We start from the raw sequence: 26,082 nt of genomic DNA on the forward strand, positions 1-26,082 counted from the left end.
CGCGCGGCGGCGGCGGGTGCGGCGGGTGGTGCGGGGGGTGGTGCGGGGGGTGGTGCGGCGGGGCGGGAGCGGGCGCGTCGTCGTCACACCTCGTGAACGCGTGGACGACGCCCGCGCTACGCCTGCGCCGTAGGATCCGGCGGGTGTCCGGTGACGAGGTCCTCATCAGCGCCCGTGGCCTGCGCAAGCGCTTCGGCGACTTCGAGGCGGTGCGCGGTATCGACGTCGCCGTGCATCGCGGCGAGGCGTTCGGCTTCCTCGGCCCCAACGGCGCCGGGAAGTCCTCGACGATGCGGATGGTCGCCGCCGTCTCGCCGGTCTCCGACGGCGAGCTCCGGATCCTCGGCCTCGACCCGGCCACCGACGGCCCGCAGATCCGTGCTCGCATCGGGGTGTGCCCGCAGGAGGACACGCTCGACACCGAGCTCGACGTGCTCGAGAACCTCCTGGTCTACGGCCGCTTCTTCGGCCTCTCGCGCCGCGAGGTCCGTGCCCGCGCCGACGAGTTGCTGGAGTTCGTGCAGCTCACCGACAAGGCGCGGAGCAAGGTCGACCAGCTCAGCGGCGGCATGAAGCGACGTCTCACGATCGCTCGCTCGCTCATCAACCGGCCCGAGATCCTGCTGCTCGACGAGCCCACCACCGGCCTCGACCCGCAGGCGCGTCACGTGCTGTGGGAGCGGCTGTTCCGGCTCAAGCAGCAGGGCGTCACGCTGGTGCTCACCACCCACTACATGGATGAGGCCGAGCAGCTCTGCGACCGACTCGTGGTGATGGACGGTGGCCTCATCGTCGCCGAGGGATCGCCTCGCGCGCTCATCGAGCAGCACGTCACCCGCGAGGTGGCCGAGGTGCGCTTCGCCCCCGGTGAGCAGCCCGACACCCTCGACGACCCCGAGACCGCCGAGAAGTGGGGCGACCTGATGGGCGGGCGCCTCGAGGTGCTGCCCGACCGCGTCCTCGTCTACACCGAGGACGGCGACCGCGTGGCCGCCCGGCTCGGCGAGATCGGGCTGCGACCGGCCTCGGTGCTCGTGCGCCGCGCCAGTCTGGAGGACGTCTTCCTCCGCCTCACCGGACGGAGCCTGGTCGAGTGAGCGCCGTCGCGTCCCCGACGCTCCGGCGCCGCCCGTCGCCGTGGCACCTGCTCGACTACTGGCTGATCACGCTGCGGCGCACGTGGCGCAGCGCCGCCATCACGGCCCTGGTGATGCCGGCCCTGTTCATCGGTGCGTTCGGTCTCGTGCTCGGCGACCTCGTCGATGCGCGGTCGGGGCCGGCGAGTCTCGAGGGGGCGTCGTCCTACCTGCTGTTCGTGGGCCCCGGACTCCTGGCGTCGCAGGTGATGCTCAACGTCTTCAGCGAGGCCACGTGGCCCGTCAAGGGCATGGTCGTCTGGCAGCGCTCCTACGTCGCGATGGCCGCGACCCCGCTGCGGGTGCGCGACATCGTGGTGGCCCACCTCGCGGCGATCGCGGCGAAGACGGCCCTCGTCAGCGCGGGGTCGGTCGTGGTGCTGCGCCTGGGCGGTGCGGTCGACAGCTGGGGGAGTGCGGCACTGCTGGTGCCGGTGCAGGTGCTCCTGGCGCTCGCGTTCGCGGGCGTCGTCCACGCCGTGACCGTGGCGACCCTGAGCGATGCGGTGATCACGTTGCTCTGGCGCATCGTGTCGACGCCGCTCTTCCTGTTCTCGGGCGCCTTCTTCCCGATCGCGAACCTGCCCGGGGCACTGGAGGTCGCGGCCCGGCTGACCCCGCTCTGGCACGGTGTCGACCTCTCGCGGACGATCGCGCTCGGCACCGCGGACACCCGCGGCGTCGTCGTCCACCTCGCCTTCCTGGCGGTGTGGGCCGTCGCCGGGGCCGTCCTCGCCGTGCGGGCGCTCGACCGGCGGCTGGTGCGATGAGCCGGGTGGCGGATCAGCACCTGCGGCCGGAGGCCGCGCGTGCGGCGATTCCGGGGCGCCGCGCCTTCGTCGCGCACGTGTTGCGGCGCAAGTACCTCGTGTTCCAGAACTCCCGCATCGCCTTCGTGACCGGCTTCCTCGAGGCGCCGATGTACCTGCTGTCGATCGGCGTCGGGGTCGGCGCGCTCGTGGGCAGCATCTCGTTCGGCGGCCGCGCGGTCGACTACGTCGACTTCGTCGCCCCGGCGATGCTCGCCACGGCCGCGATGAACGGCGCGCTGTTCGACTCCACCTACAACTTCTTCCACTACCTGAAGTTCGACCGCCTCTACGAGCAGTGGCTCGCGACCCCGCTCGGGCCCGGTGACATCGTGCGCGGCGAGCTCGCCTGGACCCTCGTGCGCGGCGGCGCCTACTCGCTGTTCTTCTGGGTGGCGATGGTGGCGCTCGGCATGACCTCCTCGCCGCTGGCGGTGCTGGCGCTGCCGGCTGCGCTGCTGGTCACCGCGGCCTTCGCCGCGGTGGGCATGGCGCTGACCACCTACATGCGCTCGTTCCAGGACTTCGACTACGTCACCCTCGCGACCATGCCGATGCTGCTGTTCTCCGGCACGTTCTTCCCCGTGGGTGAGCTGCCCGACGCCGTGCGCTGGGTCGTGGAGGCCACGCCGCTCTACCGGGGCGTGGTGCTGTGCCGCGAGCTGTGCCTGGGGCAGGTGGGTGTCGGCTCGGCCGTCTCGGTGGTCTACCTGGTGCTGATTGCTGCGGTGTCGCTGGTCGTCGTGCGGCGACGGGTCGCGACGCTGCTGCTGTCCTGACCGTGCAGACGTCTGGTCAGCTGCGCGGCCGCTGAGCGCACGGCGGCGGCCACGCCGGCCCGCTGGGAGACCGGCAGGTCGGCCTCGAAGGTGAGAGCCACGCCGGCCACCGGCAGTCCGTTGTGGTCGTTGACCGCGGCCGCGACGCTCGCCAGGCCGGGGGTCACCTCGCCGTCCTCGACCGCGTGGCCGCGGCGCCGGGTCTCCACCAGGAGCTCCCGCAGGGCGGTGGGGGACGCCGGCCCGAGGCCGGTGCGGTCGACGAACGCCGTCCGATCGGGGTAGAGCGCGCGCACCTGCTCGCGGGGCAGGCCGGCCAGGATCGCCCGCCCGCTGGCGGTCAGGTGCGCCGGCAGGCGGACGCCGACGTCGGTGACGAGCGGCGGACGCCCGGGCGCGCGCTCCTCCAGCACGTAGAGCACGTCGCGCCCGTGCGGCACCGCCAGGTGCGCGCTCTGGCCGATGCGGTCGACGAGCGCCGCGAGTGGACGACGCGCGATGCGCTGCAGCGGCGCCTGCCGGGCGAAGCCGCTGCCCACCTCGAAGGCCGCAACCCCCAGGCCGTAGGTGCGTTCGTCGGGCAGGTGCACCACGAAGCCCTCCGCTGCCATGGTCGCCAGCAGGTGGTAGGTCGATGAGCGCGGGAGGCCCACCTCCGCGGCGATGCGCTCCACCGGCAGCGGCTCGGGCTGCGCGGCCAGTAGGCGCAGCACCCGCAGGGCGCGGGTGGCGGCGGGTACCTGGGACATGGCGGCATCCTCCCACCGGGAGCGCACCGTGTCTCAAATCCGAGACGCATTCGCCCCGCCGGCCGTAGCGGCATCACGACCGCCGCCGCTGAGATAGAGCCATGAGCACGATCGTGGCCACCCGCACCCCCGTCGCCGTCGGTGTCGCAGCCCTGAGCATCGACGACGTCGTGGCCGTGGCGCGGCACGGCGCCCCCGTCGTCCTGGACGACGAGGCGCTGGCCGCCATCGACCGCGCGCGTGCGGTCGTCGACCGGATGGCCGCCTCGCCCACGCCCGCCTACGGCGTCTCGACCGGGTTCGGCGCCCTCGCCACGCGCCACATCGCGCCCGAGCTGCGCACCCGGCTGCAGCGCTCGCTCGTGCGCTCCCACGCCGCGGGCAGCGGGCCCGAGGTGGAGCGGGAGGTGGTGCGCGCCCTGATGCTGCTGCGCCTCTCGACGCTCGCGACCGGTCGCACCGGGGTGCGCCGCGAGACCGCCGAGCTGCTGGCCGGCCTCCTCACCCACGGCATCACGCCCGTCGTCCACGAGTACGGGTCGCTGGGCTGCTCGGGCGATCTCGCCCCGCTCTCGCACTGCGCGCTGGCGCTGATGGGGGAGGGCCCCGTGCGTACGGCCGACGGCACGCTCACCGACGCCGGAACCGCGCTCGCCGCCGCCGGCCTCAGCCCCGTGGAGCTGCAGGAGAAGGAGGGCCTGGCGCTCATCAACGGCACTGACGGCATGCTCGGCATGCTGGCGCTGGCGATCCACGACCTGCGCGACCTCCTGCGCACCGCCGACGTGGCGGCGGCCATGTCGGTGGAGGCGCTGCTCGGCACCGACCGCGTGTTCGCCCCGGAGCTGCAGGCGATCCGTCCGCATCCCGGCCAGGCGGCCTCGGCGGGCAACCTGGTCGCGCTGCTCGCCGACTCGGGCATCGTCGCCTCGCACCGCGGGCCCGACTGCACGCGCGTGCAGGACGCCTACTCGCTGCGGTGCTCACCCCAGGTGCACGGCGCCGCACGCGACACGCTTGCGCACGCCGAGCTCGTGGCCTCGCGCGAGCTGGCCTCCGCGATCGACAACCCGGTGGTGCTCGACGCCGACGGCGACGAGCCCCGCCTGGAGTCGAACGGCAACTTCCACGGAGCCCCCGTCGCCTATGTGCTCGACTTCCTCGCCATCGTCGCCGCCGACGTCGCCTCCATCGCCGAGCGTCGCACCGACCGGATGCTCGACCGCGCCCGCAGCAACGGGCTCCCGCCCTTCCTCGCCGCCGACCCCGGCGTCGACTCGGGCCTGATGATCGCGCAGTACACCCAGGCCGCCATCGTCTCGGAGCTGAAGCGACTGGCCGCCCCCGCCTCGGTCGACTCGATCCCGTCCAGCGCCATGCAGGAGGACCACGTGTCGATGGGCTGGTCGGCCGCGCGCAAGCTGCGCCGCAGCGTCGACGGCCTCGCCCGCGTGCTGGCCGTCGAGGTGATGGCCGCCGCCCGAGCCCTCGAGCTCCGGGCCCCGCTCGCCCCGGCCCCGGCCACCGCCGCCGTCGTCGCCGCCCTGCGCGCCGCCGGCGTGGGCGGCCCCGGCGACGACCGCTTCCTCGCCCCCGAGATCGACCTCGCCCACCACCTCGTCACCGGCCGCGCCGTGAGCGCCGCCGCCGTCACCGTGATCGGAGACCTTCGATGACCCCGAACCCGCGCCTGCCCATCCACGCCGCTACCGGCACCGAGCTCACCGCGAAGTGCTGGCAGACCGAGGCGCCGCTGCGGATGCTGATGAACAACCTCGACCCGGAGAACGCCGAGCGGCCCGAGGACCTCGTCGTCTACGGCGGCACCGGCCGCGCCGCGCGCAGTTGGGAGGCCTACGACGCGCTCGTGCGCACCCTGCGCGACCTCGAGCCCGACGAGACCATGCTCGTGCAGAGCGGGAAGCCCGTGGGCGTGATGCGCACCCACGAGTGGGCGCCCCGCGTGCTCATCGCCAACTCCAACCTCGTCGGCGACTGGGCCAACTGGGAGGAGTTCCGGCGCCTCGAGGAGCTCGGACTCACCATGTACGGCCAGATGACGGCCGGCTCCTGGATCTACATCGGCACCCAGGGCATCCTCCAGGGCACCTTCGAGACCTTCGCCGCCGTCGCCGACAGCCGGTTCGGGGGCACCCTGGCCGGCACCATCACGCTCACCGCCGGCCTCGGCGGCATGGGCGGCGCCCAGCCGCTGGCCGTCACGATGAACGACGGCGTGGCGATCTGCGTGGACGTCGACCCCGCCCGCATCGAGCGGCGCATCGAGCACCGCTACCTCGACGTGCGCGCCGACGACCTCGACCACGCGCTGCGACTGGCGGTGGAGGCGCGCGACGCGCGTCGTCCGCTCTCGATCGGCCTCCTGGGCAATGCGGCGGAGGTCTTCCCGCGGCTGCTCGAGATGAGCGCGCCCATCGACATCGTCACCGACCAGACCTCCGCGCACGACCCGCTGTCGTACCTGCCGGTGGGCGTGCCCTTCGAGGAGTGGCACGAGCGCGCAGCGCGCGACCCGGACGGCTTCACGAAGGAGGCGCAGGCCTCGATGGCCGCCCACGTGCGGGCGATGGTCGAGTTCAAGGACGCCGGCGCCGAGGTCTTCGACTACGGCAACTCGATCCGCGACGAGGCCCGCAAGGGCGGCTACGACCGCGCCTTCGAGTTCCCCGGCTTCGTGCCGGCCTACATCCGCCCGCTCTTCTGCGAGGGCAAGGGGCCGTTCCGCTGGGCCGCGCTCTCGGGCGACCCCGCCGACATCGCCGCCACCGACGCCGCGATCCTCGAGCTCTTCCCCGACAACGAGCGCCTGCACCGCTGGATCACGATGGCCCAGGAGCGCGTGCACTTCCAGGGCCTGCCCGCCCGGATCTGCTGGCTCGGCCAGGGCGAGCGGCACCTCGCCGGCCTGCGCTTCAACGAGATGGTGCGCACCGGCGAGCTGAAGGCGCCGCTCGTGATCGGGCGCGACCACCTGGACTGCGGCTCGGTCGCCTCGCCCTACCGCGAGACCGAGGCGATGCTCGACGGCTCCGACGCGATCGCCGACTGGGCGCTGCTCAACGCCCTCGTCAACACCGCCTCGGGCGCCACCTGGGTCTCGATCCACCACGGCGGCGGCGTCGGCATGGGCCGATCCATCCACGCCGGCCAGGTGTGCGTGGCCGACGGCACCGAGCTGGCGGCTGCGAAGATCGAGCGCGTGCTCACCAACGACCCCGGCATGGGCGTGATCCGCCACGTGGACGCCGGCTACGACCGCGCCGTCGAGGTGGCCGCCGAGCGCGGCGTCCGGATCCCCCTCCGGGAGGGCGGCGCGTGAGCCGTCCCGACGACCTGGAGCGGATGTGGCGCGACCTCGCGCCGATCGGGCGCTCGGCACGCTCCGGCGGCTACGACCGCTCGCCCTGGCACGGTGCGGAGCTCGAGCTGCGCGCCTGGTTCCGCCAGCAGGCCGGTGATCGCGGCCTGGCGGTCGAGGAGGATCCGTTCGGCAACCTCGTGGCGTGGTGGCGCCCGGCCGGCACGGACGGCGCCCGCGCGGTCCTCACCGGCTCCCACCTCGACTCCGTGCCCGACGGCGGCGCCTTCGACGGCCCCCTGGGCGTCGTGTCGGCCCTCGCCGCTCTTGACCTGTTGCGCGAGCAGGGCGTCGCGCCCGCGCGCCCGCTCGGCATCGCCGTCTTCGCCGAGGAGGAGGGCTCGCGCTTCGGCCGGGCCTGCCTCGGCTCGCGGCTGGCCTCCGGCACCACCGGTTGGGACGACGCCCGCGAGCTCGTCGACGCCGGCGGCACCCGCCTGGGCGACCTGGTGCCCGGTGGCGCGCCCGACGGCTGGCTCCTCGAGGCCGACACCTACGTGGAGCTGCACGTGGAGCAGGGCCGCGCGCTCGTCGACCGCGGCGCGGCCGTCGGGGTGGGCAGCGCGATCTGGCCGCACGGCCGGTGGCGCTACGACGTCCTCGGTCGGGCCGACCACGCGGGCACGACCCGCATGGAGGACCGCGTGGACCCGATGCTCACCGTGGCGATGACGGTGCTCGCGGCCAACAAGCAGGCCCGGATCAGTGGCCAGCGCGCCACCTTCGGCCGGGTGGAGGTGCACCCCAACGGCACCAACGCCGTGCCCTCGCGGGTGTCGGCCTGGCTCGACGCGCGCGCGGAGTCCGACGCGGCGCTGCAGGAGCTGGTGGCCGGCATCGAGCGGCAGGCGCGCGAGCGCGCGGAGCGCGACGGTACGACGCTGCGGGTGGCGGCCGAGTCGCTCACCGGCGAGCTCGCCTTCGACGCGGCGTTGACGGCGCGGTGCTCCGCGGTGCTCGGCGGCGCCCCGGTGCTGCCCACCCAGGCCGGGCACGACGCCGGCGTGCTGCAGGCGGCGGGCATCACCTCGACCATGCTGTTCGTGCGCAACCCCACGGGGGTCTCCCACTCGCCGGCCGAGCACGCCGAGGCCGAGGACTGCCTCGCCGGCGTGGAGGCCCTGGGCGCCGTGCTCGCCGATCTCCTGGGCGAGGGCGCGAACGGCGCCGTCGCGTGAGCGCCTGGCTGCTCGAGCACGCCCTCGTCGAGGGGCGCGTGCGCGACACCGTGCGCGTCGAGGTCGAGGGCGGGGTCATCACCGCGGTCGAGCCCGACACCGACCGCCCCGCGACACCGCTGCGCGGGCTCACCGTGCCCGGGGTGGCCAACACGCACAGCCACGTCTTCCACCGAGCCCTGCGTGGGCGCACCCAGCGCGGCCGGGGCTCCTTCTGGACCTGGCGCGAGCAGATGTACGACCTCGCCGCCCGCCTGGACCCCGACCGCCTGCACCGCCTGGCGCGGGCCACCTACGCCGAGATGCTCGCCGCGGGCTACACCTCGGTGGCCGAGTTCCACTACCTGCACCACCAGGGCGACGGCACGCCCTACGCCGACCCCAATGCGATGGGGGAGGCCGTCGTCGAGGCGGCCCGCTCGGTGGGGATCCGCCTCACCCTCATCGACACCTGCTACCTCGCCGGCGGCATCGATCGCCCCCTCGAGCCCGTGCAGCGCCGCTTCGCCGACCCCGACGCCGACGCGTGGGCCGAGCGCATGGCGGCCATCGAGCACGACCGCGTCGGTGGCGCCATCCACTCGGTGCGCGCGGTGCCGCGCGAGCAGCTCCCCGCCGTCGCCAGCGCCTGCGCGGGCCGCCCGCTGCACGCGCACGTGTCGGAGCAACCGGCGGAGAACGAGGCCTGCCTCGCGGCCTACGGCCTCACGCCCGTGCAGCTGCTCGCCGAGGCGGGCGCGCTCGGGCCGCTCACCACCGCCGTGCACGCCACCCACCTCACCGCCGACGACATCGCCGTGCTGGCGGCCAGCGACACCGAGGTGAGCCTGTGTCCCACGACCGAGCGCGACCTCGGCGACGGCATCGGCCCGGCCCGGGCGCTGGCAGACGCCGGGGTGCGCCTCAGCGTCGGCAGCGACAGCCAGGCCGTCGTCGACGCCTTCGAGGAGATCCGCGCCGTCGAGACCGACGAGCGCCTCGCCTCGGGCGAGCGCGGTCGGTTCTCCACCGACGAGCTGCTCGGCCTCGGCGGCGGACGCATCGCCGTCGGCGAGCCCGCCGATCTCGTCACCCTCGACCTCGCCAGCCCGCGCACGGCCGGCACCGGCGGTGGGGCGCACACGGCGCTCTTCGCAGCCACGGCGGCGGACGTCGTCCACGTGGTGGCCGGAGGGCGCGTCGTCTTCGAGGGCGACCACGCCGCCATCGGCCGCTCCCTCGCCACCGCGATCGAGGGAGCCTGGGCATGAGCGTGCTCCTCACCGGCATCGGCGAGCTCGTCACCAACGACCCCGAGGCACCCGGCACCCCGGCCGCCGACGTCGACGCCCGCCTCGGTGCGCGCAGCGCCGCCGCCCTCCTCGTGGACGACGGCCGCGTGGCCTGGGTTGGCCCGGCGAGCGCCGCCCCGGCGGCCGACGAGCTGCACGACGTCGGTGGCCGTGCGGTCGTGCCCGGCTTCGTCGACAGCCACAGCCACCTGGTCTTCGCCGGCGACCGGGCACGGGAGTTCGAGGCGCGCATGGCGGGGGAGTCCTACGCGGCCGGCGGCATCCGCACCACGGTCGCGGCCACGCGCGCCGCCTCCGACGACGAGCTGGCCGCCGGGCTCGAGCGGCTCGCGAGCGAGATGCTGCGCCAGGGCACCACCACGGTGGAGGTGAAGTCCGGCTACGGCCTCACCGTGGCCGACGAGGCCCGGTCGCTGCGCCTGGCCCGCCGGATCACCGACGAGACCACCTTCCTCGGCGCCCACGTGGTGCCGCCCGAGTTCGCCGACGATCCCGACGGCTACGTCGACCTCGTCACCGGCCCCATGCTCGCCGCCGCCGCTCCGCACGCCCGGTGGATCGACGTCTTCTGCGAGCGCGGCGCCTTCGACGCCGACCAGGCCCGCACCGTGCTGGCGGCGGGCGCGGCTGCGGGCCTGCGCGGTCGCCTGCACGCCAACCAGCTCGGCCCGGGCCCGGGCGTGCGGCTGGCGGCCGAGCTCGGCCTCGCCGCCGTCGACCACTGCACCTACCTCGACGACGCCGACGTCCACGCGCTGCGCGAGTCCGGCACGGTGGCCACGCTGCTGCCCGGCGTCGAGTTCAGCACCCGCCAGCCCTACCCGGACGCGCGACGCCTGCTCGACGCGGGCGTCACCGTGGCCCTCGCCAGCGACTGCAACCCGGGCTCCTGCTTCACCAGCTCGCTGCCGTTCTGCCTGGCCCTCGCCGTGCGCGAGATGGGTCTCACGCCGGCCGAGGCGCTGTGGGCGGCCACCGCGGGCGGCGCGGCGGCGCTCGACCGCCACGACGTCGGCGTCCTCGCTCCGGGACGACGCGCCGACCTCGTCGTCCTCGACGCACCCTCGCACCGCCACCTCGCCTACCGTCCCGGGGTGCCGCTGGTGGCCGCGACCTGGCAGCGCGGACGGCGGGTCGCCTGACCGCAGGCGGCCGGACGGGCAGGATGACCCGGTGCAACACCTGCGGATCTTCACCCCCGAGGCGATGGTGCCGGCCGTGCTGGACCTCCTGCGCCACGACCCGGCGGTCACCTGCCTGACCCACCTGCCCGGCGCCGTCGTCGATCCGGCCGGCGACCTCATCGAGGCCGACCTGCCGCGCGAGGCGGTCAACGAGGTGCTCGACACGCTGCGCGCGATCGGCGTCCAGCGCGAGGGATCGATCCACCTGGGGCCGGTGCCGGCGTGGCTCTCGCAGGCCGGCTTCGACTCCGAGCGGGTGACGCCCGGCTCGTCGGCCGACGCCGTGGTCTGGGCCGACGTCACCCAGCGCGCCTACGAGGAGTCCGAGCTCAACTGGACCTACCTCACCTTCATGAGCCTGGCCACGCTCATCGCCTCGATCGCCATCGTGCTGGACTCCCAGATCCTCGTGATCGGCGCGATGGTGCTGGGCCCGGAGTTCATCCCGATCGCCGCCCTGGGGCTCGCGCTGGTGCGACGGCGCCCCTCGCTGTTCTACTTCGCGGCCCGCTCCCTGCTGGTCGGGTTCGTCGTCGCGATCGCGGTGGCCACGCTCTTCGCGCTCGTCGGGCGCGCCCTGGGCTGGATCGTCGTCGACCAGGTCACCGCGCCACGACCGGCCACGGCGTTCATCTACACCCCCGACAAGTGGTCCTTCATCGTCGCGCTCATCGCCGCCGCGGCCGGTGCGCTCTCGCTCACCTCGGCCAAGGTCGGCGGCCTCTCGGGGGTCTTCATCTCCGTCACCACGATCCCGGCGGCCGGCAACGTCGCGCTGGGGCTGGCGTTCTGGCTGCCCGACGAGATCCTCGGCAGCGTGCTCCAGCTCGCGGTCAACATGGGCGGCATGGCGGTGGCGGGCTGGCTCACGCTCGCCTTCCAGCAGGCGGTGTGGTCGCGCATGTCGGCGCGCCGGATGCGCTTCGTCGAGCGTCTGCGGGCGCGGCGCGCCTGAATCGGCAGCAGATCGGCGGCAGGTCGGCAGCGGTTCGGCGACGGTTGGCAGGATATCGATTGTCACCGCTATTCCTGCCAATCGATGATCGGAGCATGGATCTCCCCGAGGCACCGCCCGCCGACACCAAGGACTGGACCTGGGTCCTCGAGCGACCCTGCGCCGACTGCGGGTTCGACCCAGCAGCCGTGCCGGCGTCGACCTACGCCGCGGCGATCGAGGACGACGCCGCCCGGTGGGCGGAGGTGCTCGCCGACCCCGTCGCCGGGCGTCGTCCGGCACCGGGGGTGTGGTCGCCGCTGGAGTACGCCTGCCACGTGCGCGACGTCCACCGGGTGATGGCGGGGCGGGTGCGGCTGATGCTCGGCGACGACAACCCAGTCTTCGCGAACTGGGACCAGGACGCCACGGCCCTGGAGGAGCGCTACGACCTCGCGGATGCCGCGGTGGTGAGGCGCGAGCTTGCCGAGGCTGCCGCGGAGGCCGCCGACCTGTACCGCTCCGTTGCGGGCGGGGCCTGGGCGCGTCCCGGCCGGCGGAGCAACGGGAGCCGGTTCACCGTCGAGTCCCTCGGGCGCTACCACCTGCACGACCTGGTGCACCACCGCTGGGACGTCGCGCGATGATGGGGCGGTGCGGCACACGGAGTTCTGGTCTCGGATGGAGCACCACCTCGGCGACGGCTACGCCCGGGTGTGGGCCTCGCAGATCGTGCTGTCCTCCCTCGACGGCCGCACGCCTCAACAGGCCCTCGACGCCGGGGTCGAGCCCAAGCAGGTCTGGCGCGCGGTGTGGCAGATGCTGGAGCTGCCGGCCAGCGAGCGCTGAGGGGTGAGCGGCCCCGTCAACCTCGTCGACCTCGACCCCACCCGCGGTGCCGGCGCCACGCAGCGTCGCACCGTGCGCACCCTCGTGCTCACCCAGGCCGTGGGGGCCGTGGGCATCACGATCGGCATCGCCACCGCCTCGCTCCTGGCCCGCGACCTGTCGGGCTCCACGGCCCTGGCCGGTCTCGCGCAAACCGCGCAGGTGCTGGGCGCAGCCGTCATCTCCTTCCTGCTGGCCCCGCTCATGGCCCGGCGTGGACGACGCGTCGGCCTCCTCGCCGGCTACCTCACCGCCGCCGGCGGCGCGGCGCTCGCGGTCGTGGCCGGTGCCGTCGGCTCCCTCCCGCTGCTCCTGCTCGGCGCCGTGCTCCTGGGCGCGGGCACCTCGGCCAACAGCGCCGCCCGCTACGCCGCCACCGACCTCGCCGAGGACGACGCCCGCGGCCGGGCCCTCTCGCTCGTCGTCTGGGCCACCACGATCGGCGCCGTCGCCGGGCCGAACCTCACCGGGCTCTCCGGTGACCTCGCCGACCTCCTCGGCGTGCCGCGGCTCACCGGACCGTTCGTCATCGGCTCGCTGGGGGCTCGGCCTCGCGGCCGTCGTCGTCGGGGTGCTCCTGCGGCCCGACCCGCTCCTGCTGGCCCGCCAGCGTCGCGGCGAGGCGTGCGACGGCCCGCAGTTCAAGGAGCCCGAGCGGGGGAGCGGTGCGTCCTGGCGGCGCGCCCGCGCCGCCCTGCGCGAGCGCCCGGTGCTGGTGAGCGCGATAGCGGGGCTCGCCCTGGCGCACGCGACGATGGTCGCGGTGATGGTGATGACGCCGCTGCACATGGAGCACGGCGGCGCGGGGCTCGAGGTGATCGGGCTGGTGATCAGCGTGCACGTGCTCGGCATGTTCGCCTTCGCGCCCCTCGTCGGGTGGGCGGCCGACCGCTGGGGGCGCCCGCGCGTGCTGGCCGCGGGCGGCGCCACGCTCCTGGCGGCGCTGCTGCTGTGCGCCTCCTCGCCCGAGGGCGCCTCGTGGCAGGTGTCGGCCGGGCTGTTCCTGCTGGGCCTGGGCTGGTCGCTCGGCATGGTCGCCTCCTCGACCCTCGTGGCCGAGCACGCCCCGCTCGACGCGCGCCCGGATGTGCAGGGCATGTCCGACCTCGCGATGGGTGTGGCCGGTGCCGGCGGCGGCGCGCTGGCCGGGCTGGTCGTGCAGGTGGCCGGCTACCCGACCCTGGCGCTGACCTGTCTCGCGCTCGTCGTCGGGGTCCTCGCCTCGGCCGCTGCCGCCGCAGCGGCGATCGCGCGCGACACGCCGTCGCCGAAGGAGCCCGTCGAACAGGTGTTCGGGTAGATTCGCCGTCACAGCGGGGAGCGATCCCCGTCCACAGGTACGACGTTCCCCGGGGTCTCTCCACAGCGGCGACACGACTGACCAGGTTGTGTCGGACCCCCTGCGTAGCGTCGCCGACGTACCTGGCCCACCACGACACGACAGGACATCACCATGGCTGGAGACGATCGTTCCAAGGCGCTCGACGCGGCGCTGCTCACCATCGAGAAGCAGTACGGCAAGGGTTCGGTGATGCGTCTGGGCGACGACTCCCGCGCTCCCCTCGAAGTCATCCCCACGGGCTCGATCGCCCTCGACGTCGCCCTCGGCCTCGGCGGTCTGCCCCGCGGTCGCGTGGTGGAGATCTACGGCCCCGAGTCCAGCGGTAAGACCACCGTGGCGCTCCACGCGGTCGCCAGCGCCCAGGCCGCCGGCGGCATCGTGGCCTTCATCGACGCCGAGCACGCGCTCGACCCCGACTACGCCAAGGCCCTCGGCGTCGACACCGACGCCCTGCTGGTGTCCCAGCCCGACTCCGGTGAGCAGGCCCTCGAGATCGCCGACATGCTGATCCGCTCCGGCGCCCTCGACCTCATCGTCATCGACTCCGTGGCCGCGCTCGTGCCCCGCGCCGAGATCGAGGGCGAGATGGGTGACAGCCACGTCGGTCTCCAGGCCCGCCTCATGAGCCAGGCGCTGCGCAAGATGACCGGTGCGCTCAACCAGTCCAAGACCACCGCCATCTTCATCAACCAGCTGCGCGAGAAGATCGGCGTCATGTTCGGCTCGCCCGAGACCACCACCGGTGGTCGCGCGCTGAAGTTCTACTCCTCCGTGCGCCTCGACGTGCGCCGCATCGAGACCCTCAAGGACGGCACCGACATGGTCGGCAACCGCACCCGGGTCAAGGTCGTCAAGAACAAGGTCGCCCCGCCCTTCAAGCAGGCCGAGTTCGACATCATGTACGGCAAGGGCATCTCGCGCGAGGGCGGCCTGATCGACGTCGGCGTCGAGGCGGGCCTCATCCGCAAGGCCGGTGCCTGGTACACCTACGAGGGCGACCAGCTCGGCCAGGGCAAGGAGAACGCCCGCAACTTCTTGAAGGACAACCCCGACCTCGCCAACGAGCTCGAGAAGAAGATCCTCGAGAAGCTGGGCGTCACCCCGCAGGTCGACGCCGAGTCCGACCTGTCCGACGAGCCCATCGGCGTCGACAGCTTCTGAGTTGGATGGCGCGGGGGCGTCGTTCGGTCGAGGGCTCGGGGGCGCTTCGCTACCCCCTCTCCCTCGACGCGCCTTCGGCGCGGAACGACGCACCCGCGCGTTCGACCCCCCGGTGGTTCAGCAGGTGCGGCGCTGCCGGTGACCGTCACGACATGGGAGGGATCATGGGCTCCTTCGGGGCACGCCACCCCTACGACCGCTCCGCCGAGCCGCCGGTCGACGGCGAGCAGGAGCAGGGGTGGAACGAGGACGCCGACCCCGAGACGGTCGCGCGCACCATCCTGCTCGACCAGCTGAGCATGACCGCCCGCACCCGACACGAGCTCGAGCAGCGACTGGCGCGGCGCCGGGTCCCCGAGGAGATCGCCGAGCGGCTGCTCGACCGCTTCGAGGAGGTCGGGCTCGTCGACGACGAGGCGTTCGCCCGCTCCTGGGTCGAGAGCCGTCAGCGATCACGCGGCCTCGCCCGCCCGGCACTGGCGGTCGAGCTGCGCCGCAAGGGCGTCGACGACGACACCGTGCGCGAGGTGCTGGCGGAGGTCGAGCCTGACGACGAGCGGGCCACGGCCCGCGCCCTCGTGCAGCGCAAGCTCCGTTCGATGCGCGGGCTGGAGGCCACGGTCGCGACCCGCCGCCTCGTCGGCATGCTGGCCCGCAAGGGCTACGGCGCGGGTCTGGCCTACGCCGTGGTGCGCGAGGAGCTCGAAGCCGCACGGGTCGAGGGGGCCGAGGAGCTCGATGCGCGCGCCGGTGCAGAATGGGCCGGTGACCACGACTGAGCCGGCCGAGGCCGCCCCGCAGCGCGAGATCCTCACCTACGACCTCTTCGGCACCGCCGTGCGCGACCTGGCCCAGCAGGTCGTCGACGACGGCTTCGAGCCCGACATCGTGCTCGCCATCGCCCGCGGCGGGCTCGGCCTGGCGATGGGTCTGGGCTACGCGCTCGACGTGAAGAACCTCTCCGCGGTCAACGTGGAGTTCTACACCGGTGTCGACCAGCGTCTCGACGTCCCGATGATGCTGCCCCCCACGCCGGCGGCCATCGACCTCACCGGCATGAAGGTGCTCATCGCCGACGACGTCGCCGACACCGGCAAGACCCTCGAGGTGGTGCGCGACTTCTTCGCCGACCACGTCGCCGAGGCCCGCACCGCCGTGATCTACGAGAAGCCGTGGACGGTCATCCGTCCCGAGTACGTCTGGCGTCGCACCTCCGACTGGATCGACTTCCCGTGGTCCTCCACCCCGCCGCTGGTCGACCGTCGCGGCGGGCAGGCGCACTGATGCCGACCCCCGCCCCCGAGGGTCGGGCCGCGTTCGCCGTCTCCGAGCGCGGCGCGCTGCTGCGCCACGCGGGCGGGCCGATCGACCTCGCGGCGCTCGACACCACCGGCACGCCGGGCTTCGACGGCGACAAGGCGGCCGGCGAGCGGGCCCTCGCCGAGCTCGCCGAGCCGCTCGCCGACCTCCAGGAGCGCCTCTTCGCCGAGGGTCGCTCGGGTGGTCGGCGCAACGTGCTGCTCGTGCTGCAGGGCATGGACACCTCGGGCAAGGGGGGCACCCTGCGCTCCACCGTGGGCCTGCTCGACCCGCAGGGCGTGCGGATCACCTCGTTCAAGGCCCCCACGCGTGAGGAGCTCGCGCACGACTTCCTCTGGCGCATCACCCGCGCGCTGCCCGAGGTCGGGATGGTGGGTGTCTTCGACCGCTCGCACTACGAGGACGTCCTCATCGCCCGCGTGCGCGCGCTGGCCCCTCCCGAGGAGATCGAACGACGCTACGAGGCCATCAACGCGTGGGAGGCCGAGCTCGCCGCCGAGGGCACCGTGATCATCAAGTGCTTCCTGCACATCTCGCGCGAGGAGCAGAAGGAACGGCTGCTCGCCCGGCTGGACGACCCCACCAAGCACTGGAAGTTCAACCCCGGCGACATCGACGAGCGTCAGCTCTGGCCCGCCTACCAGGAGGCCTACGAGATCGCCATCGAGCGCACCTCCACCGCGGTCGCGCCGTGGCACGTCGTCCCCGCTGATCGCAAGTGGTACCGCAACCTCGCCATCGCCACCCTGCTCGACGACGCGCTGCGCCACCTCGACCCGCAGTGGCCGGCGGCCGACTTCGACGTCGAGGAGCAGCGCCGCCGGCTCACCGACGAGCCCTCCTCGTGAGTTCTCCCGCGGGCCTGCCCGAGGTGCGCGTCGTCCGCTACGTGACGCCGCTGCGCGAAGGTGGCAGCCTGCCCGGGCTCGTGGAGGGCGACGACCTCGGCACCTACGTCTGCAAGTTCCGCGGCGCGGGCCAGGGCCCGCGGGTGCTGGTGGCCGAGGTGATCGTGGCCGGACTGGCGCGCCTGCTGGAGGTGCCCACCCCCGACCAGGTGGTGCTCGACGTCGACCCTCGGATCGCGCGCTACGAGGCCGACGAGGAGGTGCAGGACCTCATCGACGCAAGCCCCGGAGCGAACCTCGGCATCGACTTCCTCCCCGGCTCCTTCGGCTACGACCCCCAGCCCGGCGCCGACCGGGCAGCGCACCGCAGCCTCGCCGGCCGCATCCTGTGGCTCGACGCCTTCACCGCCAACGTCGACCGCAGCTGGCGCAACCCCAACCTGCTGCTGTGGGGCGGCACCCTGCAGGCCATCGACCACGGCGCGTCGCTCTACTTCCACCACTCGTGGCCCGGCCGCCCCGGCGACCCCGCCCGCTTCGCGGCCCAGCCCTACGACACCAGCGAGCACGTGCTGCGCGAGGCCGCTGAGGCCGCTCGCGAGCAGGACGACGAGCTGGCCGCCCGCCTCGACGACGACGCGCTGGCCGGCGTCCTCGCCGCCGTTCCCGACACCTGGCTCGAACCGGTGCCGGAGGCCGACACGCCAGCCGACCTGCGCGAGCGCTACCGGCGCTTCCTCGCCGCCCGGCGCGACGGCGTCGACGGCGTGCGCCCCTGGCTGCCCACCGGGGGCGAGGGATGAGCGCGCCCTGGCACGCCTACCAGTACGTCGTGCTCCGCTGGGTGCCGCGGGTCGAGCGCGAGGAGTTCCTCAACGTCGGCGTCGTGCTGCACTGCCCCGAGCTCGACTTCCTGCAGGCGCGCACCTCGATCGACGAGCAGCGCCTGCGCGCGGTGCACCGCGGGGTCGACCCCGCCGCCGTGCTGACCGCCCTCGACCACGTCGACAGGCTCTGCTCGGGGCGCGCGCAGGGCGGCTACGGCGCGGGCGTACGCGCCACCGCCTACGGCACGCGCGAGGTGCGCGAGGACGCCGGCACCCGCTTCGGCCTCGTCAAGGCGCCGCGCAGCACCGTCATTCAGCCGAGCCCCGTGCACGGCGGGTTGACCCGCGACCCGGAGGCGACGCTCGCCCACCTGCTCTCGACGCTGGTGGGCTGAGCGCCGCCGCCGGAGCGGTCGGGACGGTCGTCGGGCGGCGGCCTCAGACCGGGACGAGCTCGACCGCGCCCACGGCGTAGCGGGCGAGGATCGTGCGGGCGACCTCGGGGTGGGCTCCCAGCGGCTCGGAGACCGCGATGGCGCCGGCCTCGAGCGCGAGCTCGGTGGCGCGGTCGACGAGTGCGCCCGGTGCCAGGAACAGCGAGGCGACCGCGATGTGGCGACGACCCTCGGCGCGGAAGGCACGCACGGCCTCCCCGGTGGCGGGCGGAGCGCTCGTGGCGTAGGCGGCCGTCACGGGCAGGCGGTGGTGGGTGCCCCACAGGCGCGCCAGGCGGGCGACGGCCTGGTTGGCCAGGTGGTCGCTCGAGCCGGCAGCGGCCAGCACGAGCGCGTCGAGCTCGCGCACCCGCGCCGAGCGCAGCGCCTCGCGCATCCGCTCGTCGAGCACCTCGAGGAAGCGCGGTTCGAGCCCGAGCACGTCCGTGGCACCGATGCGCAGCCCCGGGTGGCGGGTGAGCGCCTCCGCGACGACGGCCGGTACGTCCACCTGCGCGTGGTGGGCCTCGGTGAGCAGCAGGGGTACGACGACGATCTCGTCGTAGCCCGCCTTCACGAGGCGGTCGACCACGGTCTGGAAGCCGGGTCGGGTGGCGTCCAGGAACGCCTTCTCGATGCGCAGGTCGGGACGCAACGTCTTCGTCGCGTCGACGAGCGCGGTGACGGTGGCGGCGGCGCGCGGGTCGCGGCTGCCGTGGGCAAGGGCGATGAGGGCCGGTGCGGTCATCATGTGCCTCCCTGTCATCCGTGCTGAGGTGGGTGCTTCTCCGGTGCTGGTGGTGCGGTGGTGCTCTCCCTGGTGGTGTCCTGGAGGGTGGTGATCGCGGCTACTCCCCATCGAGGCCGCGATCGTCGCGATCGGGTGCGGATCAGGAGTGGATGCCGCACTCGGTCTTGTTGGTGCCGGCCCAGCGACCCGATCGGGGGTCCTCTCCGGGCGCGACGCGTCGGGTGCAGGGTGCGCACCCGATCGAGGGGTAGCCGTCGTAGACGAGCGGGTTGACGAGCACGCCGTTCTCGGCGATGTAGGCCTCGACCTGCTCGTCGCTCCAGCGCGCCATCGGCGAGACCTTGACCTTCTGCTTGCGCGCGTCCCACCCGATCACCGGAGCGATGACGCGGTTGTGGGTCTCGGCGCGTCGCAGGCCGGTGGCCCAGGCGTCGTAGCCCGCGAGCGACTCGTTCAGGGGCTTGACCTTGCGCATGGCGCAGCACAGGTCGGGGTCGCGCTTGTAGAGCTCCGGGCCGTACTCGGCGTCCTGCTCGGCGACGCTCTGCACCGGCGTGATCGAGATCAGGTTGACGTCCATGGTCGCCGCGACGGCGTCGCGGGTGCCGATGGTCTCGATGAAGTGGTAGCCGGTGTCGAGGAAGACGACGTCGATGCCGGGCACGACCTTGGCGGCCAGGTGCGATAGCACCGCGTCGCCCATCGACGAGGTGACGCAGAAGCGCTCGCCGAACGTGGCGGCAGCCCATTCGATGATGACCTCGGCGGGCGCGAGCTCGAGCTCGGCCCCCCAGTGGGAGACGATCTCGCGCAGCTCCTCGGGGGAGCGGCCCTCGGTGTGGGTGCCGCGGAAGTTGCGCGCGCTCTCGGTGGCGGGGGCGGTCACTTCGGCACCTCCTTCGTGGTTGACGGTGCGGTGGACGAGCCGGCGCGGTAGGCGATCAGCTGAACCTGGAAGGCTCGCTGGCACCCTCGGCATTCCCAGCCGCTCGGCTCGTGGGGCCACAGGTCGGTCTCGGCGCAGTACGGGCAGTGGTAGGGCACTGCCCGCGCCGAGGCCGACTCCTCGCTCATCGACGTGCCTCGAGCGCCTTGTCGCCGCGCAGCAGCTCCTCGTCGGCGCGGTGCACCCAGCTGTCGAAGGCCTCACCCTCGGTGCGGTCGACGAGGTAGTTCGACACGACCGTGGTGATGTAGTCGTCCAGGCCGGCGCTGGTGACCTTGTGGGCACGCAGCTTGCGACCGAAGTTGGCACGCAGGCCGGTGGCACCGCCGAGGTGCACCTGGAAGCCCTCCACCTGGTTGCCGGCCTCGTCGGTGACGAGCTGGCCCTTGAGGCCGAAGTCGGCGATCTGGGTGCGCGCGCAGGCGTTCGGGCAGCCGTTGATGTTGACCGTGATCGGCACGTCGAGCTCGGGGAAGCGCTTCTCCAGCTCGCCGATGAGGTCGCGGGCGCGGTTCTTGGTGTCGACGATCGCGAGCTTGCAGAACTCGATGCCGGTGCAGGCCATCGTGTTGCGCCGCCAGTTCGACGGGCGCCCGCTCAGTCCGATCTCGTCGAGTCGGTCGAGCAGGGCGTCGACGCGGTCGCCGTCCACGCCGATGAGCACGATCTTCTGGTACGGCGTCAGGCGGGCGCCGTCCACGCCGAACTCCTCGATCGCGTCGGCGAGCGCGACGAGCATCGAGCCCGACACGCGGCCGGCGGTGGGCGCGACGCCGATGTAGAAGCGGCCGTCCTTCTGCTCGTGGACGCCGATGTGGTCGCGGTGGCCGACGGGCGCCTCGGGGGAGGTGAGCGTGACCAGCTCGCGGCCGAGGTACTCCTTCTCGAGCACCTCGCGGAACTTGGCGATGCCCCAGTCGGCGACGAGGAACTTCAGGCGGGCACGCGAGCGCAGCCGCCGGTAGCCGTAGTCGCGGAAGATCGAGGCCACGCCGGACCACACGTCCGGGACGTCCTCGAGGGGGATCCAGACGCCCATCTTCTGGGCGAGCATCGGGTTGGTCGAAAGGCCGCCGCCTACCCAGACGTCGAAGCCGGGGCCGTGCTCGGGGTGCACGGTGCCGACGAAGGCGACGTCGTTGGTCTCGGGGGAGACGTCGAGGCTCGGGTGACCGGTCAGCGCCGTCTTGAACTTGCGCGGGAAGTTCGAGAACTCCTTGTTGTTCAGGTAGCGACGCTCGATCTCGACCAGCGCGGGGGTGCCGTCGATGATCTCGTCCTTGGCCACGCCGGCCACCGGCGAGCCCAGGAAGGGACGGGGCGAGTCGCCGCACGCCTCGAGGGAGTGCAGGCCGACCGTCTCGAGCCGCTCCCAGATCGCGGGCACGTCCTCGATGCGGATCCAGTGGTACTGGATGTTCTCGCGGTCGGTCACGTCGGCGGTGTCGCGGGCGTAGTCCACGCCGACCTCGCCCAGGGCGCGCACGGCGTCGGCCGAGAGCAGCTTGCCGTCCGAGCGCACGCGGAGCATGAAGTAGCGGTCGTCGAGCTCCTCCTCCTCCATCGAGCCGGTGCGGCCGCCGTCGATGCCGGGCTTGCGCTGGGTGTAGAGGCCCATCCAGCGGAAGCGGCCGCGCAGGTCGGCGGGGTCGATGGAGTCGAAACCGCGCTTGGAGTAGGTGTAGAGGATCCGGTCGCGCACGTTGAGCGGGTCGTCGTCCTTCTTCGACTGCTCGTTCTTGTTCAGCGGCTCGGTGTACCCGAGCGCCCACTGACCCTCGGCGCGCTTCGGGCGCGGGATCTCGGTGTGCTGGGCGGGGCTGGCCTGGTAGCGCAGGTCGGTCATGCGGGTGCTGGTTCCTTCGCTGGAGCGCTGGGGCGCGGGGCGCGTCGTTCGGTCGTGGACGTCGGGGTGAGCGGTGCGGTGGGTCGCCTCAGTGGGGGCGACACAGCATGCTGCGGGTGCGCCCGAGGTCCACGTGGCGTCGAACCACGAGGTGCGCATGGGTGTCAGCGGAGACCATGTCAATGAGTCTCAGTCCTCGGACGAGCCCCCACCAACTGCGGATCCCACAGTCCGGACACGAGTCTCGCGATGTGAACTCTAGGTGACGCTCAGCCCGCCTGCGGTGCAACCCGGCTGCGACACATGTCACACCAGGCGGGGCCTGTCGCGGTGAGCGGCACGGGCGATCCCTGCGACCTGCCTCGGTGGGTCGGTGCTCCCGACTACGCTGTGCGTCATGAGCGAGCACTCCCTCCCGAGCCCCCAGGGCGATCTCGTCAGCAGCGTCTACCGGCAGGCGCTCGAGGTCATCGCCTCGGTGGAGCCGCGCATCGCCGACGCCACCCGTGCCGAGCTGGCCGACCAGCGCAGCTCGCTGAAGCTGATCGCGAGCGAGAACTACGCCTCGCCCGCGGTGCTGCTCACCATGGGCACCTGGTTCAGCGACAAGTACGCCGAGGGCACGGTCGGTCACCGCTTCTACGCGGGCTGCCAGAACGTCGACACGGTCGAGTCGCTCGCCGCCGAGCACGCCCGCGAGCTCTTCGGTGCCGAGTACGCCTACGTGCAGCCCCACTCCGGCATCGACGCCAACCTCGTCGCCTTCTGGTCGATCCTGGCCCACCGCGTCGAGGGGCCGTGGCTGGAGAAGGCCGAGGCCAAGAACGTCAACGACCTCACCGAGGCCGACTGGGAGGCGCTGCGCAAGGAGCTCGGCAACCAGCGCCTGCTCGGCATGAGCCTCGACGCCGGCGGTCACCTCACCCACGGCTTCCGCCCGAACATCAGCGGCAAGATGTTCCACCAGCAGCAGTACGGCACCAACCCCGAGACCGGCCTGCTCGACTACGACGCGCTGCGCGCCAAGGCCAAGGAGTTCAAGCCGCTCGTGCTCGTGGCCGGCTACTCCGCCTACCCGCGTCGCGTGAACTTCGCGAAGATGCGCGAGATCGCCGACGAGGTCGGCGCCACCCTCATGGTCGACATGGCCCACTTCGCGGGCCTGGTGGCCGGCAAGGTGTTCACCGGCGACGAGGACCCCGTCGCGTTCGCCGACATCGTCACCTCCACCACCCACAAGTCGCTGCGCGGACCGCGCGGCGGTCTCGTGCTGGCCACCGGCGAGTACGCCCCCTCGGTCGACCGCGGTTGCCCGATGGTGCTCGGTGGCCCCATGTCGCACGTCATGGCCGCCAAGGCGGTGGCCTTCGCCGAGGCGCGCACCACCGCCTTCCAGTCGTACGCGCAGCAGGTGGCCGACAACGCCCAAACCCTCGCCGAGGGCCTGCATCGTCGCGGCGCCAAGCTCGTCACCGACGGCACGGACAACCACCTCGTGCTCATCGACGTCACCTCGTTCGGCCTCACCGGCCGCCAGGCCGAGTCCGCGCTGCTCGACGCCGGCATCGTCACCAACCGCAACTCGGTGCCCGCCGACCCCAACGGCGCCTGGTACACCTCCGGCATCCGCATCGGCACCCCGGCGCTCACCACCCGCGGCTTCGGAGCCGACGAGTTCGACACCGTCGCCGACCTCATCGTGCACACCCTCGAGAACACCGAGCCCGGCACCACCAAGGCCGGCACCGCCTCGAAGGCGTCCTACGTGCTGGGCGAGGGCGTGGCCGACAAGGTGCGCGCCGGGTCGGCCGAGCTGCTCGACAAGCACCCGCTGTACCCCGGCCTCGACCTGTCCTGACCCCCCGGGATCTCAGCGCCAGGTGTAGACGACCTCCGGGCGACCGCCCGCGCTGCCGTAACGGGCACCGCGGGCGGCCAGCCCCTGGTCGCTGAGGTGCTCGAGGTAGCGACGTGCGGTGACCCGCGAGGTGCCCACCGCCTCGGCGGCGGCGCTCGCCGAGAGTCCGTCGGCGGCGGCGCGCAGCGCCTGCCGCACAGCGCGCATGGTCTCGGCGCTCATGCCCTTCGGCAGCGGCCCCTCCCCGGCGGCCCGCAGGGTGCCGAGCAGCTCGTCCACGTCGTCCTGGGCGATCTCGACGGGCGCCGTGGCCAGGCGGGCGCGGTACTCGGCGTACTGCTCGAGGCGGCTGCGGAAGGCCGCGAACGTGAACGGCTTGAGCAGGTACAGCACCACCCCCTGCACCACGGCCTGGCGGACGACGGCCGCGTCGCGCGCCGCGGTGACGGCGATGACGTCGCAGTGGTGCCCGGCCGCCCGCAGGCCGGCCACCAGCGCGAGCCCGTGGCCGTCGGGCAGGTTCATGTCGAGCAGCAGCAGGTCGACCGGGGCCCCCTTCTCGCGCGCTGCCTCGACGGCCCGGGTGGCCTCGCGCGCCGAGCGCGCGACGCCGGCGAGCGCGAAGCCCGGCACGCGCGCCACGTAGGAGGCGTGCGCCTCGGCGGCCAGCTCCTCATCCTCGACCACCAGCACCCGCACCGTCACGGCCCCTCCTCCTGGGCGTGCGGGAGGACGACGCTCAGGGAGGCGCCCCCGAGCGGAGAGCCCGCCACGCGCACCTCACCACCGTGGCGCCGGGCCGTCTGGGCGACCAGCGCCAGGCCGAGCCCGCGGCCGGAGCCGGGAGCGGCCTTCGTCGTCCACCCGCGCTCGAAGGCGTGGCGGGCGGCGTCGTCGTCGAGGCCGGGACCGGAGTCGTCGACCGTGAGCAGCGTCCGGCCGGAGGCGCTGGTCTCGTCCGACCCATCACCGAGCCGCACGAGCACCTCGCGCCGCCCGGGCTCCTCGCCGAGCGCCTCGAAGGCGTTGTCCACGAGGTTGCCGAGCACGGTGACGAGCTCGCGCGGGGGGAGCGGTGAGGACTCCAGCGCACCCTCGACGCGCAGCCGGATGCCCTGCTCGGCCGCCTCGGCCGACTTGCCGAGCAGCAGGGCGGCGACCACCGGCTCCTCGACGGCGCCGACCACCGCGTCGGTCAGTCCTTGCGCGACCTCGAGCTCGGCGGTGGCGAACTCGACCGCCTGCTCGTGGCGTCCGAGCTCGACCAGCGACACCACGGTGTGCAGGCGGTTGGCCGACTCGTGGTTCTGTGCGCGCAGCGACTCGGAGAGTCGGCGCACCACCTCCAGCTCGCCGCTCACCTCCTGCAGCTCGGTGCGATCGCGCAGCGTCACGACGGCGCCGACGTCGCGCCCGTCCCACCGTGCCGGGGCCGAGGAGACCACGAGCACGCGGTCGCCCGAGAGGAAGATCTCGTCGCTCTCCGCGGTGGCGCCGCGCACGGCGTCCACGAGGGCGGGGGCGAGGCCGAGCTCGCCGATCGCGCGCCCGACCACGCGGTCGGGCAGGTCGAGCAGGCGGCGCGCCTCGTCGTTGACCAGCTGCACCCGCCCGTCGCCGTCGAGCAGCAGCAGGCCCTCGCGCACCGAGTGCAGCACCGCGGAGTAGTACTCGTACATCCGCGTCAGCTCGCGCTCGCCGAGCCCGTGCGTGGCGCGGCGCAGGCGTCGTCCGATCGCCGCGGTGCCGAGCAGCCCGAGCCCGAGCACGCCGGCGGCGAAGCCCAGCACGGTGAGCACGTCGCGGCGCAGCTGCGCGTCGATGTCGCGCACGGCGATGCCGACGGCGACGAGCGCCACCGGCGGTTGCTCGGCGTCCTCGCCGCGCACGGGCACGACCGCGCGGACGGACGGCCCGAGTGTGCCGGTGTACTCCTGGGTGAGGACGCCGCCGCGGGGTGCGGCGCCCACGTCGCCCACGAAGCGCTGGCCGATGCGGGCGGGGGTGGGGTGGGTGAACCGCACCCGGTCGAGGCCCATCACCACGACGAAGTCGGTGCCGGTGTCGCGTCGCACCTGCTCGGCGTAGGGCTGCAGGCGCGGACTCGGGTCGGGGGTGGCCACCGCCTCGCGCACGGTGGGGGAGTCGGCCACCGCGCGCGCGACGACGAGGGCGCGCGCCGTGGCCTGGTCGCGGGCGTCGCGGCGCGCGTCGAGGCCCGCGAGCACGATCGCGATCGCCACGAGCGCCACCACCACGCCGACCTGGAGCATTATGACCTGCCGCGCTACCGGCGCCTCGGCGGCCCAGCGCCGCAGGGCCGGCCACGGCTGCGGGCGGTGGACGACGGGCGGCATCCGGTCATTCTCACCCACCGGCCTCACCCGCCCCGCGAACACTACGAACACAACGGTGACGGTC

General features: G+C 73.5%; 26 protein-coding genes and 1 pseudogene. 20 read left to right on the forward strand and 7 right to left on the reverse strand.

From position 1 onward, the window contains the following. The first annotated feature begins 143 nt into the window (after nucleotides 1-143). The 3 genes from ACERUN_RS01645 to ACERUN_RS01655 are packed head-to-tail and all read left to right on the forward strand — an operon-like array spanning nucleotide 144 to nucleotide 2,724. Nucleotides 144-1,097, forward strand: coding sequence for an ABC transporter ATP-binding protein (locus ACERUN_RS01645; RefSeq protein ID WP_370287824.1), 954 nt, complete (start codon nucleotides 144-146; stop codon nucleotides 1,095-1,097). Beyond that, nucleotides 1,094-1,906 (forward strand): ABC transporter permease, encoded by an 813-nt coding sequence (locus ACERUN_RS01650; RefSeq protein ID WP_370287825.1) that lies wholly within the window; start codon nucleotides 1,094-1,096, stop codon nucleotides 1,904-1,906. Before ACERUN_RS01645 ends, ACERUN_RS01650 begins: the two co-directional genes overlap by 4 nt. A gap of 5 nt (nucleotides 1,907-1,911) precedes the next feature. Continuing rightward, on the forward strand, nucleotides 1,912-2,724 hold the full coding sequence (locus ACERUN_RS01655; protein ID WP_370287826.1) for an ABC transporter permease: 813 nt from the start codon (nucleotides 1,912-1,914) through the stop codon (nucleotides 2,722-2,724). On the opposite strand, the gene ACERUN_RS01660 is transcribed toward ACERUN_RS01655, so the two are convergent. Next, on the reverse strand, nucleotides 2,652-3,473 hold the full coding sequence (locus ACERUN_RS01660) for an IclR family transcriptional regulator (protein ID WP_370287827.1): 822 nt from the start codon (nucleotides 3,471-3,473) through the stop codon (nucleotides 2,652-2,654). The two genes, ACERUN_RS01655 and ACERUN_RS01660, sit on opposite strands and share 73 nt — an antisense overlap. 101 nt (nucleotides 3,474-3,574) lie before the next feature. On the opposite strand from ACERUN_RS01660, the gene hutH reads away from it, so the two are divergent. From hutH to ACERUN_RS01740, 16 genes and pseudogenes are all read left to right on the forward strand, one after another. Continuing rightward, nucleotides 3,575-5,149: a histidine ammonia-lyase gene (gene hutH, locus ACERUN_RS01665; RefSeq protein WP_370287828.1), complete on the forward strand. Its 1,575-nt coding sequence runs from the start codon at nucleotides 3,575-3,577 to the stop codon at nucleotides 5,147-5,149. Next, nucleotides 5,146-6,813 carry a urocanate hydratase gene (hutU, locus tag ACERUN_RS01670; RefSeq protein WP_370287829.1) on the forward strand — a complete coding sequence of 556 codons (1,668 nt, stop codon included), beginning with the start codon at nucleotides 5,146-5,148 and terminating at the stop codon, nucleotides 6,811-6,813. The genes hutH and hutU overlap by 4 nt, the downstream gene beginning before the upstream one ends. Further along, entirely contained in the window at nucleotides 6,810-8,030 is a 1,221-nt protein-coding gene (locus tag ACERUN_RS01675) for an allantoate amidohydrolase (RefSeq protein WP_370287830.1), read from the forward strand. The genes hutU and ACERUN_RS01675 overlap by 4 nt, the downstream gene beginning before the upstream one ends. Continuing rightward, complete coding sequence (locus ACERUN_RS01680; RefSeq protein WP_370287831.1) at nucleotides 8,027-9,280, forward strand: formimidoylglutamate deiminase; 1,254 nt, start codon at nucleotides 8,027-8,029, stop codon at nucleotides 9,278-9,280. The genes ACERUN_RS01675 and ACERUN_RS01680 overlap by 4 nt, the downstream gene beginning before the upstream one ends. Beyond that, the gene (gene hutI, locus ACERUN_RS01685; protein WP_370287832.1) at nucleotides 9,277-10,464 is read left to right on the forward strand and encodes an imidazolonepropionase; all 1,188 of its coding nucleotides are present in this window, start codon (nucleotides 9,277-9,279) and stop codon (nucleotides 10,462-10,464) included. Before ACERUN_RS01680 ends, hutI begins: the two co-directional genes overlap by 4 nt. Nucleotides 10,465-10,495: 31 nt before the next feature. Further along, nucleotides 10,496-11,461 carry a DUF389 domain-containing protein gene (locus tag ACERUN_RS01690; protein WP_370287833.1) on the forward strand — a complete coding sequence of 322 codons (966 nt, stop codon included), beginning with the start codon at nucleotides 10,496-10,498 and terminating at the stop codon, nucleotides 11,459-11,461. Between the two features lie 95 nt (nucleotides 11,462-11,556). After that, nucleotides 11,557-12,087 (forward strand): DinB family protein, encoded by a 531-nt coding sequence (locus tag ACERUN_RS01695; protein WP_370287834.1) that lies wholly within the window; start codon nucleotides 11,557-11,559, stop codon nucleotides 12,085-12,087. 7 nt (nucleotides 12,088-12,094) lie between these two features. Next, complete coding sequence (locus tag ACERUN_RS01700) at nucleotides 12,095-12,289, forward strand: DUF3046 domain-containing protein (protein WP_370287837.1); 195 nt, start codon at nucleotides 12,095-12,097, stop codon at nucleotides 12,287-12,289. A 108-nt stretch (nucleotides 12,290-12,397) separates the two neighbouring features. Then, nucleotides 12,398-12,883: pseudogene (locus tag ACERUN_RS01705) on the forward strand (MFS transporter); the annotation flags it as partial. A gap of 232 nt (nucleotides 12,884-13,115) precedes the next feature. Continuing rightward, nucleotides 13,116-13,628, forward strand: a complete 513-nt coding sequence (locus ACERUN_RS01710; protein ID WP_370288042.1) for an MFS transporter — start codon at nucleotides 13,116-13,118, stop codon at nucleotides 13,626-13,628. 153 nt (nucleotides 13,629-13,781) lie between these two features. Then, nucleotides 13,782-14,831, forward strand: a complete 1,050-nt coding sequence (gene recA, locus ACERUN_RS01715) for a recombinase RecA (protein ID WP_370287841.1) — start codon at nucleotides 13,782-13,784, stop codon at nucleotides 14,829-14,831. A gap of 152 nt (nucleotides 14,832-14,983) precedes the next feature. Continuing rightward, nucleotides 14,984-15,610, forward strand: coding sequence for a regulatory protein RecX (locus tag ACERUN_RS01720; RefSeq protein ID WP_370287847.1), 627 nt, complete (start codon nucleotides 14,984-14,986; stop codon nucleotides 15,608-15,610). After that, a complete protein-coding gene (locus tag ACERUN_RS01725; RefSeq protein ID WP_370287850.1) occupies nucleotides 15,597-16,115 on the forward strand; it encodes a phosphoribosyltransferase in 519 nt (172 codons plus the stop codon). Before ACERUN_RS01720 ends, ACERUN_RS01725 begins: the two co-directional genes overlap by 14 nt. Further along, nucleotides 16,115-16,999: a polyphosphate kinase 2 family protein gene (locus tag ACERUN_RS01730; RefSeq protein WP_370287852.1), complete on the forward strand. Its 885-nt coding sequence runs from the start codon at nucleotides 16,115-16,117 to the stop codon at nucleotides 16,997-16,999. The genes ACERUN_RS01725 and ACERUN_RS01730 overlap by 1 nt, the downstream gene beginning before the upstream one ends. Next, entirely contained in the window at nucleotides 16,996-17,802 is an 807-nt protein-coding gene (locus tag ACERUN_RS01735) for a HipA family kinase (protein ID WP_370287855.1), read from the forward strand. The genes ACERUN_RS01730 and ACERUN_RS01735 overlap by 4 nt, the downstream gene beginning before the upstream one ends. Beyond that, nucleotides 17,799-18,221 (forward strand): DUF3037 domain-containing protein, encoded by a 423-nt coding sequence (locus ACERUN_RS01740; protein WP_370287857.1) that lies wholly within the window; start codon nucleotides 17,799-17,801, stop codon nucleotides 18,219-18,221. The genes ACERUN_RS01735 and ACERUN_RS01740 overlap by 4 nt, the downstream gene beginning before the upstream one ends. 43 nt (nucleotides 18,222-18,264) lie before the next feature. Here ACERUN_RS01740 and ACERUN_RS01745 read toward each other — a convergent pair whose 3' ends face one another. From ACERUN_RS01745 to ACERUN_RS01760, 4 genes are all read right to left on the reverse strand, one after another. After that, a complete protein-coding gene (locus tag ACERUN_RS01745; protein WP_370287858.1) occupies nucleotides 18,265-19,008 on the reverse strand; it encodes a sirohydrochlorin chelatase in 744 nt (247 codons plus the stop codon). Between the two features lie 142 nt (nucleotides 19,009-19,150). Further along, nucleotides 19,151-19,825 carry a phosphoadenylyl-sulfate reductase gene (locus tag ACERUN_RS01750; protein WP_372740691.1) on the reverse strand — a complete coding sequence of 225 codons (675 nt, stop codon included), beginning with the start codon at nucleotides 19,823-19,825 and terminating at the stop codon, nucleotides 19,151-19,153. Nucleotides 19,826-19,893: 68 nt separating this feature from the next. Next, a complete protein-coding gene (locus tag ACERUN_RS01755; protein ID WP_370287863.1) occupies nucleotides 19,894-20,085 on the reverse strand; it encodes a hypothetical protein in 192 nt (63 codons plus the stop codon). Further along, complete coding sequence (locus tag ACERUN_RS01760; RefSeq protein WP_370288043.1) at nucleotides 20,082-21,803, reverse strand: nitrite/sulfite reductase; 1,722 nt, start codon at nucleotides 21,801-21,803, stop codon at nucleotides 20,082-20,084. Before ACERUN_RS01760 ends, ACERUN_RS01755 begins: the two co-directional genes overlap by 4 nt. A gap of 397 nt (nucleotides 21,804-22,200) precedes the next feature. On the opposite strand from ACERUN_RS01760, the gene ACERUN_RS01765 reads away from it, so the two are divergent. Beyond that, nucleotides 22,201-23,661 carry a glycine hydroxymethyltransferase gene (locus ACERUN_RS01765; protein WP_370287867.1) on the forward strand — a complete coding sequence of 487 codons (1,461 nt, stop codon included), beginning with the start codon at nucleotides 22,201-22,203 and terminating at the stop codon, nucleotides 23,659-23,661. Nucleotides 23,662-23,673: 12 nt separating this feature from the next. Here ACERUN_RS01765 and ACERUN_RS01770 read toward each other — a convergent pair whose 3' ends face one another. Both ACERUN_RS01770 and ACERUN_RS01775 read right to left on the reverse strand, forming a co-directional pair. After that, a complete protein-coding gene (locus ACERUN_RS01770; protein ID WP_370287871.1) occupies nucleotides 23,674-24,366 on the reverse strand; it encodes a response regulator in 693 nt (230 codons plus the stop codon). Next, nucleotides 24,363-26,018 (reverse strand): ATP-binding protein, encoded by a 1,656-nt coding sequence (locus tag ACERUN_RS01775; RefSeq protein ID WP_370287873.1) that lies wholly within the window; start codon nucleotides 26,016-26,018, stop codon nucleotides 24,363-24,365. The genes ACERUN_RS01770 and ACERUN_RS01775 overlap by 4 nt, the downstream gene beginning before the upstream one ends. Nucleotides 26,019-26,082 lie beyond the last annotated feature (64 nt).

It is taken from the genome of Nocardioides sp. (genome assembly GCF_964229035.1).
Classification (GTDB): Bacteria; Actinomycetota; Actinomycetes; order Propionibacteriales; family Nocardioidaceae; genus Nocardioides.